The following is a 14546-nucleotide window of genomic DNA, read 5'->3' as shown; positions in this document are numbered from 1 at the left end:
TTACACCTTCTCTACTTTAAAGATTTTTTGATCTGCTTGATCATTAACAATTTCTGACCATGGTTCTTCTGCCACAGCACGTTTGGCATCCATGATACGATCATATAATGCTTTTTGACGTTCAGGATCCAAAACATATTCTTTTACATTTTCAAAGCCCATACGTTCTAACCAAGGTGCAGTACGTTCCGCATATATACCAGTTTCACGGTAATATTGCATATAAGCACCGCATAATTGAATCACGTCTTCTTCAGTTTCTACTGTAGTTAAGAATTGACCTTTCGTTACTTCAGTACCGCCGTTACCGCCAATATAAATTTGGAAACCATTTTCTACTCCGATTACACCGAAGTCTTTCACACCAGATTCAACACAGCTACGCGGACAACCAGAAACACCCATTTTAAATTTATGCGGCGTATCGATATATTCAAACGTTTCTTCTAAGCGAATACCAAGACGTGTTGTATATTGTGTTCCGAAACGACAGAATTCTTTACCGACACAACTTTTAACAGAACGTGTTTTCTTAGCATATGCAGAGGCTGAACGCATACCTAAATCTTTCCAAACCTTCGGCAAGTCTTCTTTGCTAATACCATATAAACCGATACGTTGGGAACCTGTTACTTTTACCAATGGCACATCATACTTCTTCGCAACTTCACCTAAACGTATAAGTTGATCAGGATTTGTGACACCACCGCGCATTTGTGGGATAACAGAGAATGTTCCATCATTTTGAATATTGGCATGGTATCGTTCATTTGCAAAACGTGATGCTTTTTCATCTTCATGTTCATGAGGATAAACCATATTCAAATAATAGTTGATAGCTGGACGACACTTCGGACAACCGCCTTTATTTTTCCAGTCTAGAACATGACGTACTTCTTTCGATGTTTTTAAACCTTTGGCACGAATTTGCGTTACGATTTGATCACGTGTTAATTCTGTACAATCGCAAATACCAGCTGGCTTAGATGCTACAAAAGCACCGCCTAATGTATGTTCTAATAATTCACCGATTTGCGGTTTACACTTACCGCAAGAATTACCTGCTTTTGTTGCTTTAGTCACTTCAGCCACTGAAGTTAAACCATCTTCAACAATCGCACTGACAATTTTCCCTTTTGATACACCGTTACAACCACAAATTGTCTCGCTGTCATCCATATCAGCAACTGTAGATACCGCTTCTTCTCCTACTTTTTGTAAAAGAGAGACAAGTGTATAGTCTTCAATCGGTTCACGCTTTTTCATCATATTGAAGAAACGTGTGCCGTCATCTGTATCACCATATAAGACAGCCCCTACAACTCTTTCTTCTTTTAAGAAGATTTTTTTGTAGACATGATCATGACTGTTATAAATTTCTACACCTTCGACTTCATCATCTTCTTGAATTTGACCTGCGCTATATAAATCACAACCAGACACTTTCAAAGAAGTAAATGTTGTAGAACCTTGATAACCTTCAGTAGGACGACCTGTTAAATGATCAGCTAATACTTTACCTTGTTCATATAAAGGCGCAACTAAACCATAAACTTTGCAGTTATGTTGTGCACATTCACCAACTGCATAAATTTCAGGATCACTTGTACGCATAAAATCATCTACGACAATACCGCGTTCAACATCGATGCCAGAATCAATTGCTTCTTGTGTAAATGGTTTGATACCTACTGCCATAACAACTAAATCAGCAGGCAGGTCGCGGCCATCCGCCAAACGAATCGCTTCTACATCTTGGTTTCCGATAATTTCTTTTGTATTAGCACCAAGTTCAAATTTCATGCCTTGCTTTTCTAAATCTTCACGCAGCATATCTCCTGCTTGACGGTCTAATTGCATTTCCATCAGCCATTCAGCAAGATGTACAACTGTGACATTCATACCTTGATCCAATAATCCTCGAGCACATTCAAGACCAAGCAAACCACCGCCGATAACAGTGGCTTCTTTTTTATCTTGTGCAATCTCAATCATACGTTCAGTATCTTCGATTGTACGCCAACCGATTACACTTGGTAACTCATGTCCTGGAATTGGTAATACAAATGCTTTAGAACCTGTTGCGAAAATACAGATATCATAAGGAATCTCGCGACCTTTTTCAGTCTCTACTATATGTTTTTCACGATTAACACGTGTTGCTTTTTCTCCAGTAATTAATGCAATACCATTTTCTTCATACCATGAATAAGGATTCATTATCGTTTCTTCAACTGTCATCTTTTTCTGTAAAATATTAGATAACATGATACGGTTATAGTTCGGATATGGTTCTTTCCCAATAATTGTAATATCGAATTTATCAGGATCTCGATCTATAATTTCCTCAATTGTTCTTACTCCGGCCATCCCATTTCCGATCATAACTAATCGTTGTTTAGACATCCGTTATTCCCTCCCATATTCTTCCTGTAAATACTTTTCTATCGCTTTTGAAACTTGTTTTACTTTTTTATAATCCCCGCCGTTTGAACGCACACTGATGGCTAAATCTTCAAAATCAAATTCTATCATATTGAAAAAATCTGATTGTGATTTATCACCCGTATGGTTTACTAATTGCTGAGGCGTAGTATCTTGTTTGATTTTATCGTTGATTTCTTGTGAATCCGTCGCGATAATCACAACATCTGCATCTGCTATATCTTCTTTATCGTAATCTTTTGTAATCAATTTAATGCCAGGATAAGAATGTTCGAAAAATTCTGGCCAAAACGCTTTGCTGATAACTGTTACTTCGCCGCAATCTGCTTTAGCAAGTTGTTTGAATTTACGAAAACCAATACGACCACCGCCTATCAGTGCGACACGTTTATTTTTCAAATTAAGTTGTATTGGATACATTTAAGAAAACTCCTTAACTTCATTTAATCGCGCTGCCAACATCTCATCTATTTCTGGTTCGAAATTTAATGCATGTGCAATCGTCATATCTGAGTTGCCCTTGATATCATTAATTTTCTTCTTGATTTTATTGACTAAGAATCCATCATAGAAAAACACTGGGATGAGTAAAATATGTTCATAGTTATCTTTCATTTCTGGTAAAAGCTTTTCAAACTGCAAGTCTCCATAAAACATCATTGTATAAACTGGACACTCTGTTTGGCACTTTTCTTTCAACATATTTAATTCATCATCAGGTTCTGTCAAAAATGGACTTCCATGACCAATTAATACAATCGCAGAATTCGAATTATTTTGATATTTCCATGCATCAATTCGTTTTTGAATCCAGTTTGTCAGTGCTGGATGATAACAAAGGGGCTGACGAATTTGATAATGAATACTTCCTGGAAACATCAACTGCATTTCTTTCATGATGGTTGGTATATCTTCTAAATAATGTCGGCCAGAAAATAAAAGCAAAGGCACGATGGTAAAATAATGCTCGCCTTCTGCTAAATACTTACGTATAACTTGCGGTAAAGATAATTCATCGCTTTCAATAAATGCGACATCAAATTCTCCATTTACCTGTTTGCCTACATGTTCTAGTTCTTCCATTAATAATTGATTTTGCTTACCACGTCTCATACCATGCATCACGATTATCGTTTGCGACATGATGTGTATCCCCCTTTAATTGCATTGTACCTTATTTTAAATTTTTATGTGAATGTATTCACAACTTTTTATAAAAATAGGGAATCCCCTTATCTCAATTCTGAGGGGATTCCCTAACAAGTTTCAATTATTTTTGTTCGTCGATGTAATGGTTTCTTTTTCCATTAAAGAAAGCATATAACAGACCTACGAAAATACCGCCGCCGATATAGTTACCAACAAATGCCCAAACGATATTTTTCAAAACATCAATCCAAGATAATGCATCTAAGTTATAGAACATCATACCTGAGAATAAGTTAGCGTTATAAACAACGTGTTCATATCCCATAAATACGAAGACTACTACGCCGCATGCGATAAAGAATGCTTTAGACAAGCCTTCTTTGAATTGAATAGATACGTAGATACCAATATTGATAAAGAAGTTGGCAAAGATGGCTTTTACTAAAATACCATCCCAAGTACCAAGTGTCGTTTTCTTATCAACAATTTTTGTTAAAGCTGTAACCATTTCTGGTGTCATCACGCTTGTAAATTTCAATAATCCGAAAAGTACAAATCCCCCGACGATATTACCGATGAAACATACTGTAAATAACCAAACAATTTTACCGATTGGAACTGATTTATAATATGCACCAGCTGTCATATACATAAAGTTACTTGTCAGTAACTCAGAATGTGTAAGAACGATTAATACCAAGGCTAAACTAAAAGCAATAGCCCCTAATAAGTTAATAGTACCTTCATTGATACCGTTATGTTGTGTTTTGATTGCTAACATGAATACTGCCACGATTGACAATAAGAAACCTGACATCATCGCTTTGAGAAAATAACGCACTGGCGTTTTACTCAACATGACTGATTTCATTTGAGATGAACTTACTACACTGTTCATTGTCTCACGTGAAGCATATGTATCTTCAACCGTTTTATGATTTTGCATAACCATAAAAAATACTTCCCCCTATATATCATTTTGAGATAGATATAGTATATTATTATTTAATCTCTGTGCATAGAGTAAAATTTAAAAATTTGTCATAATCATTTATAAATTTCAACGCATTCTTACTATATTGTTTCTTAACATACAAAAATTATTTCATTTGTTGATTATCTCAACAAAAAAAAATGAAGCGACAATCTGCCGCTTCATTTCTCTATTATTAAGCTTGCTTTTTATTTTTTCTTTTGACCATAAACTTCAAGCCAGCAGAAAAGATGCCGCATCCTGCAATTGTACGCAAGAACCATTTTAAGAAGCTGTTAGATACACATTTAGAGCTAAATAAAACAGAAGGTACTAATGTACTTAAAACATACAGAATAACGACTTTAACGTAACGTTCGTTCATTCCTTTTCACCTCTTTATCTCAAAAACAAATCAAGTCTTTTCTCATTTATAGTGTAGCACTTTCATTTGAGAAGCGAAACGAGATGAAGCAGAAATCAGGGAATTCCCATCACTTTTTAAGTAATCCCTCTAACTGATCTAAAGTACTTTCCATGCCTTCTTCTACACCCATATCAAGCAATTGTTGTGCTGATTGTTCTGTCGGCATAATAGAAATAGATTTCACTTCTGTTTTTTCATCACCTTTAGACTCGAAATAAATTTCCACTTTCATACCATTCATATTAGGGTTGATTTGACCTTTTTCGTTTGCGAAATAGTCATGATAGATAATTTTATATGGTGCTTCAATTTCATCATATTGCATAACAGTATAACTTTGACCATCTGGTGCATTAATTTTAAAGAAGTTTTTACCTCCTGGTCTTGCATCAAAATCATAGACTTCTGTACTTGCACCTTTCGGATGAAACCATTGCTCAAACTTTGATTTTGTTGTATATGCATTAAATACATCTTGGATTCGCGCATCAAATACACGACTGAAAATAATTTTATTGCCCTCTCTTTCAATTGCCACTTATCTTCACTTCCTCTTTTTTAGTAATAATGTTTTAAAAAGTTCTGCTTTTATTATGATATACCCTGAACGCTAATTTCCAATAAAAAGAAAAAAGACTGCAGCACAGTCTATATACTGCACTACAGTCCATTTATTAAAAATTAGTCTTCAACGATAAATTCTAAGTCTGCTTCGAATTTAACATCTTTACCGATTAATACGCCGCCAGTTTCTAATGTTTGGTTAAATGACATACCGTATTTTTCGCGGTCTACTTTACCAGATACTGTGAAACCTGCTACGTTAGTATCGTTTAATGGGTTTTTGCTGACACCTTCGAAATCAAGATCGAATGTTTCTTCGTGTGTTGTACCTTTAATTGTTAAATCGCCTGTTACTTTATCTTTTGTAACATCTTTAATTTCGAATTTTACTTCAGGATAGTTATCTACATCAAAGAAATCGTTTGTACGTAAGTGGTTGTCACGATCTTCTTGGTTTGTATCGATAGATTTAACATCAATTGATGCTGAACCTTTTAATGAACTTAAATCGTTTAAGTCACCTGATAGTTCTGCATTGAATTGTGTAAAGCTGCCTTTCACTTTAGACACCATTAAGTGTTTAACTTGGAATTCGATAGAAGAGTGCGCTGGATCAAAAGTAAATTTAGTCATAAATGAAACCTCCAATAATCTGTTTGTATAATTAGTATACCAGATACAAAAAATATATCAACAATAAAGTTCTTTTGATCGAACTCTTTTTTTATTTACCCGAATTGCACCCTAATTACGACTTTAAATGATTGGAGTTTCAAGTTTTTCTAAATGACTGCCGATTACAACTAAATAATTTTGTACTTTTGACTTTAAACTGATAGGTGAGATTTCTACTTGTCCAGCGCTATACTGAACCAATTGTGTATCAGGGTGTTCTTTAAAGCGAATGAATCCTTTCACACGATAAATAGATTGCGGCAAGTTTTCCAACCACTCCACCAATTGTTCTAAAGCAATTGCATTATCAAATTCAAAATAACGATGACCTATTCCATCATGATGTCTGTGTTGAGATACTTTACAAGATGAATCTTCATTTTCTAATGATTGCCGCTCAGTTATAGCTTCTTTTTTAAATAAATCACTCTCAATATGTCCATAACTGCCTATTGTGATTTCTGCTTTTGGATTCAAAACATTAAGATCACTATAAATCGTTGCAACTGCTTCTGTTTCACAGCAATCGATTTTATTAACGAAAAGATGAGAACAATGTGCTAGTTGTTCATAATACAACTTCTGCATATCACCTGGATAAGTTTCAAGTTTTGCATAGAGCGATGCATCAACCACACCAACCACAGCTTGAATTGTTGAAATCGGTGTTAATGCAGGGGTTAAGCAAGCATCAATAACGGATTGCGGTTCTGCAATCCCACTGCACTCTACAAAAACAACATCAGGTTGATAATCAAGATAGATTTGATGGAGCTGTCTCGATACGTCACCTTTCATTGCGCAGCAAATACATCCTTCAATAATTTCATCCATAGGAACTGATTGGTCTACAAGATAACGGTCAACACTCGTTTTACCGAAATCATTCATAATAATTGCAAGTTTTAATTCATGTTCAATGGCTTGTTTAACTAAATTGTTGAGTGTCGTTGTTTTACCGCCACCCAAAAAGCCGCCAAGTATAACAATATCCATATTGAATTCCTCTCTTTATTGATATCAAATTAAAATACCAGCTATAAGTGCTAAAAACAATGTACAGATGACAGCTGTCGTCATTTGATGACCTACGATACCAGCGCCCTTTTTCAATCCCAAATGCTTCACCATCATAGAAACTGTGACCATACATGAAGAAAATGTAGAACTGAAAAATACAAGTACTAATAAGCTGGCTGGTGTTAACGATTGCAATACAGCACCATGATCGAAATTGAACAGCAGCATACCATCTTTACGTATCATAGAGAATAAAATGCCAGGTGCCATTGTGTCTGGTATATGCAATAATGCTAACAATGGTGTAAACACACCTGAAATAATTGTTAGTATCGGTGTAAGTGATAAGATGCTGACAACAATACAAATCGCGATGAAAATCGGTAATGCTTGCAGTAGGAACATCTGAATCGTACCCCAAATTTGGTTAAGAAGAGGCTTACCTTTCGGCCATTGTAATTTCGAACGATAAATTGGGGGTGTTACATGAAATGTTGTCGGTTTTCTATACCATAATTTATTGTGCAGAATTCCACCTGCAAAAACGAGTAATAAATAAGGCGCAAAAAGCCAAGAATGGTGTGCCGCACTAAATAACGAAAGTGTTGCACCTATTTGATAACTGCATGAAGAACCAAAGCTGATAATACTCATACAATTTTCTTTTGTACAACTGCTGCATTGACTGTTTGCTTGTGTAATCGCTGCAGCATTACAACCAAATCCTTCAAGTACAGGAATAATATCTTGTCCATCTAAGCCAATCTTTCTCATTGTAGGTTCAATCGACCATACTACATATTCTTTGAGATGAGTTTGATCAATGACTGCAGTAGATATTCCTATCATTACAACAACAGGTAGTGCCCATACAAGAGAATAAATACCGAGAGACAGTACCCCGTAATCTCCATAAAGAATATGGTTTATCCATTGATAAGGTGTATGAGCTTGTTTAGTCATCTGGTCAATCCATTGTGTTACATATGTGCTTTGCAGCCAATCTGAAAAATGATAAGCCAAGTAAATTGGTAATGCGAACATTAAAAATATAATGAGCCATCCCAGTACTGTATCTTTCATATTAGGATGGTGTTGACGACTTTCTTCTATATATTCTTTCAACTTTCTAAAATCAGATTGTGTTGTCTGTGCATCTGATTCTACTGTTTTATAAGGTGATGCATGAATTTGTCTCCGTAAAATAAACTGGCGCAGCAAAAACTGCTGGCCAGTTGTCAAACGATCATAGTGAGTAAGTTTCAAACTGTGCGGTTCCTCTGGGATAGGTGTACTCTGACCTGTTGCTAAATTGAATTTAACTTCTAGCATGAGCAATCCACTTCGCAGCAGCTATAATCATCTAAATACATATTATTAGCTTTATATGTTTCTAGAGCGGTTTGATCCACCTCTAATGCTTCTCGTTCCATTACTTGTTCTGCAAGTACTGCAAAACGAGAGCGGAATTTATAAATGTAGCATAATATCGCATCAGCATGACGTACTGTTGGCCCTATAAGGAAAACATTCGGATAACGAGTAGACTCATCAAGTTCAGTTAATTCAATTTCACCGTCGGCTGTACTGAACAATTGACGGACTAGCGGATTAGTTGTTGCATCAAAACCTGTAGCTAAAATAGGTTCATTACGTGTTGCAACTTGTTTTCCATTGTTGAACTTCACTACATATTTGCGATCCATGTCTGAGAAATCGATAGTTGAAGCAGTATAACCTACATTCAATTCTATAGCAGCACCATTTTTCACAACCTGTTGCAGACGTTGTTGTGTATATGGCGACAATCTGATACTAGGGTCAGCATTGTCTTGTTCTAATCCTGTAGTATGCGTATAAATCGAAACTTGTTTTCCTTGTTCAGCCATGCAAATCGCAGCATCAAAAGCACTTTCATTACCACCGATAATGACATATTCTTCTCCAGGCATTTTTGTAAAATCTTCAACCTCGCTATAATGTTGTCCATATTTAAATGGCTTACGCGCAAATGAAAAGTCACCTGTCGCAACAAAAATATATTCACTTGTAATTAACCCATGCTCTGTTTGTATTTCATAGTGTCCATCCACAAATTCAATATTTTTAACAGGTGTATTTTCTTGAATAGGCAACTCATAATATTCTGCGACCGTCTTCAAATAATCTGCGTAAGTTTCTCCTGAAATATGCTCTTCATTAAATGTAAAAGCTGGTGAAGTTTCAGTAGAAACTGCATTAATGTCTGGCATACCAAAGCCGTTTGTTGTAAATGAAGGCGTAATTGTACGTGTAGATTTCGGCCAATTTAAAAATGATTGTCCAATTTTACCTTTATCTAAAACAACCATGTCTTCGTTGTCTAATCCTAGTTGTTGAAAGGCAATAGACATTCCGATTCCAGCTGCTCCTGCTCCTATAATTGCTATGCGATAATGTTGCATAAAAAATACTTCCTTTCCTTATATATCTACAATCGTGTGTTAGATTTCAATCCTCAATAATAAATCGTAATCGTTATGTTTTATACTTGTGTATTTTAGCACTTAGCCATCCTTTACACAAGATTGGTACTTGTGTTCACTTTAATTTACCCGTATTTTTGCTTGTTTCTAAAATAAAAAAAGACCAACACAATATTTTTAAATGTGTCAGTCTTATCGTCTTTAAACTGCTTTATTTTTCTAGTAAATCTTTATATTCTTTAAAATGATACGGATCATCCAATTTGGTACCATCCACAAAAACTACAGGTACAGTATCAATATTTTTCTTTTTAGCAAATGCTTTATCTTTTTCAGCATCTTTCCAAGATTTACTGTTTTTTGTTTTATAGTCTTTTTTAATATCTGCCTTTTGTTTATTAGAGATTTTTAATCCATCGATTAACTTGTCTAACAGTTTTTCATTAATCCAAGGTTTCTTATGGTCTTCTGTATCAGGTTGTACAGCAAAAATTTTCTTTTGAAAATCTAAATATTGTTTAGGTGCAATATTTTTTACCGCATGACCTGCACGTGAACCAATAATAGAATCTTTACCTAAAAAAGCCACATTAACCATTTGATAATCCACTTTGCCTTTATCAATATAATCTTTTTCTAATTTCGGCATGATATTATCTTCTACTTTTTTACAGTACGGACATTTATAATCAGCAAATTCTACAACTCTGATTTTTCCATTTTTACTATTTAAATCAGGGTCTTTTTGTGAACATCCTTGTAATACAGCAGCGATAATACCAATGCAAACTAATAATGCTAATTTTTTCATAAATAAAATACGCCTCGATCCTAATTGTTCTCTATCCACTTGAATCGATATTCTTCATTCTTAAATCATGTTTCCAATTCATAGTGTTTATTCTTTTTCTCTAAACTCTCTCAAACTTCATCATACACTGTATCGTTATGATGTGCTATGTGAAATTATGACAAAATAAAAACTCTCGACTTATATAGAATAAATCGAGAGTTGGAATTTAAATTTCTTGTTCTTGAATTACATTTAAGAAACGTTGCAGATCCTTTGATTTCGGATGCTCGAATATTTCAGAAGGCTTCCCTTCTTCACCGATGACACCTTCATGAATAAATACGGTTTTATCTGAAACTTCTTTCGCAAAACGCATTTCATGCGTGACAATAACCATTGTCATACCTTCGCGTGCAAGTTCTTTAATAACCCGCAATACTTCATTTACAAGTTCTGGATCAAGTGCTGAAGTTGGTTCATCAAACAACATCACTTTTGGATTCATTGCTAAAGCTCTTGCAATCGCAACACGTTGTTGTTGTCCACCTGATAAAGCGCTCGGGTGCTGATCTTTAACATTCGTTAATCCTACTTTTTCAAGCAATGATTCAGCACGTTTTCTTGCATCTTGCTTATTCATCTTTTTCACAACAATAAGACCTTCCATTACATTTTCAATAGCTGTCTTGTGTGGAAAAAGATTATAGTTCTGGAATACCATACCTGATTGTTTGCGTACGCGAATTTGTGATTTCTTATCATTATTCGTATAAGTTTCACCATTCACCCAAACTTGACCTTCAGTCGGTAATTCCAATGCATTCATCATACGCAGTAAAGTTGTTTTACCAGAACCAGAACGTCCAATTAATGTTACAACTTCACCTTCATTTACATTAAGGTCGACACCCTTAATAACTTCTTTATCACCGAAGGATTTTTTAATATTTTTCAATTCAATCATGAACGATACCCTCTTTCTAAGTAGGATTCATAGAAGGATTGAATCACTGAAATGATAAAGCAAACAACCCAGTATAATAAAGCTACAAGAATATAAATTGTTAAATATTCATATGTTGTTGAAGCAACTTCTTGTGCTTTTCTGAACATCTCAGCTACTAAGATAAATCCTAATAAAGATGTATCTTTCAACAAGCTGAGGAATGTATTACCGAGTGCCGGTACTGAGACACGAATAGCTTGCGGTAGGATAATGCGCTGAATTGTTTGGCGATAATTCATCCCAATTGAATATGCCGCTTCAGACTGGCCTTTTGGTATTGAAATAATTCCACCACGGATAATCTCAGAAGCATATGCACCGACATTTAAAGATAATCCAATAATTGCCGCTACGACAGAAGGTAATGTCCACTGCGTATCCGGGTTATTCGTAACTAATCTGCCAAGTTCCGGCAATCCATAGAATATAATGAATAATTGTACAATCATTGGTGTACCACGAATAATAGATACATATACTCTTGCAATACCTCGCAAAATCTTACTTGTACTGATTCGCATTAAAGCTGTAAATAACGCAATAATCAAACCTAAAACAAATGTTACTAAAGTAATAGGGATTGAGTACTTAATCAATCCGCCTAACATAGGAAGGAACGCTTGTCGTGCTGCATCTAATGCATGTAACTGCTGTTCATTCAAAACGATCGCATTAAGTTTTAGAAACATCTTGACCAAACCATTTCTTACCGATTTTAGCTAGTTCGCCATCTTTTTCTAATTTGTCTAATGCTTTATTTACTTTTTTAATTGTTGCATCGTCTTCTTTTTTAGTGAAAGTGAAAGCAGTTTTACTTTTTTCTGCGTTACCTTTGATTTCTTTGATTTTTGCATCAGGTTTTTGTTTCTTATAATCTAAGTAAGATAAGCTGTCATTGAAAGTACCTTCAACACGATGTGATTGTAATAAATCCATTGCTTGGTTAAAGCCATCTACTTTAACAAGTTCAGCACCTTTAGATTTTGCAAGTTCACCATAATTAGAAGTGAATGTTTGTGCTAATTTTTTACCTTTAACATCATCAAATGATTTAATATTTTTGTTATCTTTGTTCACTACTAATACACCTGATGAATAAGTGTATGGTTTAGAGAATTTATATTTTGCTTCACGATCTTTATTGATACCAACTTGGTTGGCAATCATATCGAAACGACCTGAATCAAGGCCAGCAAACATAGAATCCCATTGTGTTTCTTTAAACTTAACTTTGTATCCCATTTCTTTCGCTACAGCTTTTGTTACATCAATATCGTAACCTGTTAAGTTTCCTTTTTTATCATGGTATGTAAAAGGTGCATAAGTCCCTTCTGTACCTACCACTAATGTTTTATTATCATCTTTAGATTTCGATGATTTGTTATCACTTGAACCGTTGCCACATGCAGCCAAAGCTACTGTTAATACGATTGTCAAAACAGTTAATAATATTCTCTTCATAACCTTTTCTCCTTTATCCTTATCATTCTCATCGGAATAACATTAATTTTAAGCCATGCGCCCCTATCCGTCAATATTTAAAATCAGTTTGTGTATTCCCGAAATTTCCTTATTATATGTATTCCACATAATTTCTGTGTTTACACGATGAAAAACCTTAACTATCCCTTAAATCGTAATCATTACTATTTACATTTTCTTAAAAATATTGCATAATAGAGAAAGTCCATTTAGGAGGCGAAAATTATGAAACTAGATTTATCAACTGCACGTCGTAATTTGCATAGTCCTAATATCAAAACACGTAAACGTGCATTAAAAGTTATTAAAAGCCACAAACGCAATAAGAATAATTAATATAGATATATCACTTTGCAAATGATCCTTTAAACACTATTAATTCCAATCCGTTTCACCAGACTATAAAACAACTTTTCCCAGGTTGTTCCCTAGTTAAGTGTCTCTCTGCATGCGGGTTAAACAGTATTTCATATTTATAAAATATTCCCTAATTTATTATTAAGACGCAAATAAGTCTTTTCTTTTAAAAAACTCTATCCTGGTCATTTGCAAAGAAAAGGATTCCGAGCCCATTCATGGTTCGGAATCCTTTATTTTTTTATAAATAATGTTTCGATACAAATCCTAAATTATCATCTAATTCATAGATAAGTGGCGCACCTGTTTTGATTTCGTATCCTACGATATCTTCATCTGATACACCTTCGATATGTTTGATTAATGCACGCAATGAGTTGCCATGTGCAGATACTAATACTGTTTTCCCTGTTAATAATTCAGGGGCAATTGCATCATTCCAATATGGAATAACACGTTCTAATGTATCCTTTAAACTTTCAGATGTTGGGATAACACGTTCATCTAACCCTTGATATTTACGATCAGCTAAATCTGCTTCTCGCTGTTCAGCTGTAGCGTCAGGAGGTGCGATGTCATAAGAACGACGCCAAATATGCACTTGTTCTTCACCGAACTCTTCACGTGCTGCATCTTTATTTAATCCTTGCAATCCGCCGTAATGACGTTCATTTAAACGCCAACTTTTATAAAGAGGTACAAATAATTGATTTGAACGTTCTAATAAGTGATATGTTGTTTTAATTGCGCGTTGTAAAACAGATGTAAAAGCAACATCAATCTCAATTCCTTCTTGTTTTAAACGATCACCTGAAGTAGTTGCTTCTTCTACACCTTGGTCTGATAAATCAACATCAGTCCATCCTGTAAATAGATTTTCAGCATTCCAAACACTTTGTCCGTGTCGGCATAATATTAATGTTGGCATAATTAACATTCCTTTCTAAAAAATCCTTCATTTGAAATATAGCACTTTTGTTTTTAATAGTATAACTTTTCACACAATTGTCTTAGTTTTTTTCAAACAGATTAAAAAAATACAATATCCTGCTGTTTTGAAATCATTTGTCATCTGCATGTTACATTTTAAATTTTTCGTAAGTATTTTGTGAAAAATGTGTAACCAAAGCTATATTTTTAAATGATATAGTAGTTTTTGTGAATTACGAATGAATAGACATAAATTCAAT

16 protein-coding genes are annotated in these 14546 nt (G+C 34.6%); 1 reads left to right on the top strand and 15 read right to left on the bottom strand.

Features of this window, described 5'->3' with window-relative positions; translation table 11 throughout:
• The 14 genes from nirB to DYE31_RS02795 form a co-directional block, all read right to left on the bottom strand.
• Positions 1–2406, bottom strand: a complete 2406-nt coding sequence (gene nirB, locus DYE31_RS02860) for a nitrite reductase large subunit NirB (RefSeq protein WP_015901139.1) — start codon at positions 2404–2406, stop codon at positions 1–3.
• A 3-nt stretch (positions 2407–2409) separates the two neighbouring features.
• Positions 2410–2865 carry a precorrin-2 dehydrogenase/sirohydrochlorin ferrochelatase family protein gene (locus DYE31_RS02855; RefSeq protein WP_015901140.1) on the bottom strand — a complete coding sequence of 152 codons (456 nt, stop codon included), beginning with the start codon at positions 2863–2865 and terminating at the stop codon, positions 2410–2412.
• Complete coding sequence (locus DYE31_RS02850) at positions 2866–3588, bottom strand: sirohydrochlorin chelatase (RefSeq protein ID WP_015901141.1); 723 nt, start codon at positions 3586–3588, stop codon at positions 2866–2868. It abuts the gene before it with no gap.
• Between the two features lie 127 nt (positions 3589–3715).
• Positions 3716–4546, bottom strand: coding sequence for a formate/nitrite transporter family protein (locus DYE31_RS02845; RefSeq protein WP_015901142.1), 831 nt, complete (start codon positions 4544–4546; stop codon positions 3716–3718).
• Between the two features lie 217 nt (positions 4547–4763).
• A complete protein-coding gene (locus DYE31_RS02840) occupies positions 4764–4952 on the bottom strand; it encodes a hypothetical protein (RefSeq protein ID WP_015901143.1) in 189 nt (62 codons plus the stop codon).
• Positions 4953–5061: 109 nt separating this feature from the next.
• Complete coding sequence (locus DYE31_RS02835; protein ID WP_015901144.1) at positions 5062–5532, bottom strand: SRPBCC family protein; 471 nt, start codon at positions 5530–5532, stop codon at positions 5062–5064.
• Between the two features lie 143 nt (positions 5533–5675).
• A complete protein-coding gene (locus tag DYE31_RS02830) occupies positions 5676–6191 on the bottom strand; it encodes a YceI family protein (RefSeq protein ID WP_015901145.1) in 516 nt (171 codons plus the stop codon).
• A 123-nt stretch (positions 6192–6314) separates the two neighbouring features.
• Positions 6315–7229, bottom strand: coding sequence for a CobW family GTP-binding protein (locus DYE31_RS02825; protein ID WP_115314357.1), 915 nt, complete (start codon positions 7227–7229; stop codon positions 6315–6317).
• Between the two features lie 24 nt (positions 7230–7253).
• A complete protein-coding gene (locus DYE31_RS02820) occupies positions 7254–8585 on the bottom strand; it encodes a nucleoside recognition domain-containing protein (RefSeq protein ID WP_015901147.1) in 1332 nt (443 codons plus the stop codon).
• The gene (locus DYE31_RS02815; protein ID WP_015901148.1) at positions 8579–9697 is read right to left on the bottom strand and encodes an NAD(P)/FAD-dependent oxidoreductase; all 1119 of its coding nucleotides are present in this window, start codon (positions 9695–9697) and stop codon (positions 8579–8581) included. Before DYE31_RS02815 ends, DYE31_RS02820 begins: the two co-directional genes overlap by 7 nt.
• Before the next feature lie 232 nt (positions 9698–9929).
• Positions 9930–10529, bottom strand: a complete 600-nt coding sequence (locus DYE31_RS02810) for a DsbA family protein (protein WP_015901149.1) — start codon at positions 10527–10529, stop codon at positions 9930–9932.
• Between the two features lie 208 nt (positions 10530–10737).
• Positions 10738–11475 (bottom strand): amino acid ABC transporter ATP-binding protein, encoded by a 738-nt coding sequence (locus DYE31_RS02805; protein ID WP_015901150.1) that lies wholly within the window; start codon positions 11473–11475, stop codon positions 10738–10740.
• Positions 11472–12206 (bottom strand): amino acid ABC transporter permease, encoded by a 735-nt coding sequence (locus tag DYE31_RS02800; RefSeq protein WP_041613021.1) that lies wholly within the window; start codon positions 12204–12206, stop codon positions 11472–11474. Before DYE31_RS02800 ends, DYE31_RS02805 begins: the two co-directional genes overlap by 4 nt.
• Positions 12190–12978, bottom strand: a complete 789-nt coding sequence (locus DYE31_RS02795; RefSeq protein WP_015901152.1) for an amino acid ABC transporter substrate-binding protein — start codon at positions 12976–12978, stop codon at positions 12190–12192. The genes DYE31_RS02800 and DYE31_RS02795 overlap by 17 nt, the downstream gene beginning before the upstream one ends.
• A 246-nt stretch (positions 12979–13224) precedes the next feature.
• Here DYE31_RS02795 and DYE31_RS02790 point away from each other — a divergent pair, with 246 nt between their 5' ends.
• Positions 13225–13335, top strand: a complete 111-nt coding sequence (locus tag DYE31_RS02790) for a putative metal homeostasis protein (RefSeq protein WP_015901153.1) — start codon at positions 13225–13227, stop codon at positions 13333–13335.
• A gap of 262 nt (positions 13336–13597) precedes the next feature.
• Here DYE31_RS02790 and DYE31_RS02785 read toward each other — a convergent pair whose 3' ends face one another.
• Positions 13598–14284, bottom strand: a complete 687-nt coding sequence (locus DYE31_RS02785; RefSeq protein ID WP_015901154.1) for a 2,3-diphosphoglycerate-dependent phosphoglycerate mutase — start codon at positions 14282–14284, stop codon at positions 13598–13600.
• Positions 14285–14546: the final 262 nt, after the last annotated feature.

The organism is Staphylococcus carnosus, from assembly GCF_900458435.1.
Lineage (GTDB): Bacteria > Bacillota > Bacilli > Staphylococcales > Staphylococcaceae > Staphylococcus > Staphylococcus carnosus.
The sequence above is the reverse complement of the archived record's forward strand: the minus strand, read 5'-3'. Positions and strand labels throughout refer to the sequence as shown.

Coding starts and splice junctions, on each gene's coding strand:
- DYE31_RS02855 (WP_015901140.1), bottom strand. CDS start 2,865: ATGTATCCAATACAACTTAATTTGAAAAATAAACGTGTCGCACTGATA.
- DYE31_RS02800 (WP_041613021.1), bottom strand. CDS start 12,206: ATGTTTCTAAAACTTAATGCGATCGTTTTGAATGAACAGCAGTTACAT.
- DYE31_RS02830 (WP_015901145.1), bottom strand. CDS start 6,191: ATGACTAAATTTACTTTTGATCCAGCGCACTCTTCTATCGAATTCCAA.
- DYE31_RS02825 (WP_115314357.1), bottom strand. CDS start 7,229: ATGGATATTGTTATACTTGGCGGCTTTTTGGGTGGCGGTAAAACAACG.
- DYE31_RS02815 (WP_015901148.1), bottom strand. CDS start 9,697: ATGCAACATTATCGCATAGCAATTATAGGAGCAGGAGCAGCTGGAATC.
- DYE31_RS02810 (WP_015901149.1), bottom strand. CDS start 10,529: ATGAAAAAATTAGCATTATTAGTTTGCATTGGTATTATCGCTGCTGTA.
- DYE31_RS02845 (WP_015901142.1), bottom strand. CDS start 4,546: ATGGTTATGCAAAATCATAAAACGGTTGAAGATACATATGCTTCACGT.
- DYE31_RS02820 (WP_015901147.1), bottom strand. CDS start 8,585: ATGCTAGAAGTTAAATTCAATTTAGCAACAGGTCAGAGTACACCTATC.
- DYE31_RS02795 (WP_015901152.1), bottom strand. CDS start 12,978: ATGAAGAGAATATTATTAACTGTTTTGACAATCGTATTAACAGTAGCT.
- DYE31_RS02785 (WP_015901154.1), bottom strand. CDS start 14,284: ATGCCAACATTAATATTATGCCGACACGGACAAAGTGTTTGGAATGCT.
- nirB (WP_015901139.1), bottom strand. CDS start 2,406: ATGTCTAAACAACGATTAGTTATGATCGGAAATGGGATGGCCGGAGTA.
- DYE31_RS02805 (WP_015901150.1), bottom strand. CDS start 11,475: ATGATTGAATTGAAAAATATTAAAAAATCCTTCGGTGATAAAGAAGTT.
- DYE31_RS02850 (WP_015901141.1), bottom strand. CDS start 3,588: ATGTCGCAAACGATAATCGTGATGCATGGTATGAGACGTGGTAAGCAA.
- DYE31_RS02840 (WP_015901143.1), bottom strand. CDS start 4,952: ATGAACGAACGTTACGTTAAAGTCGTTATTCTGTATGTTTTAAGTACA.
- DYE31_RS02790 (WP_015901153.1), top strand. CDS start 13,225: ATGAAACTAGATTTATCAACTGCACGTCGTAATTTGCATAGTCCTAAT.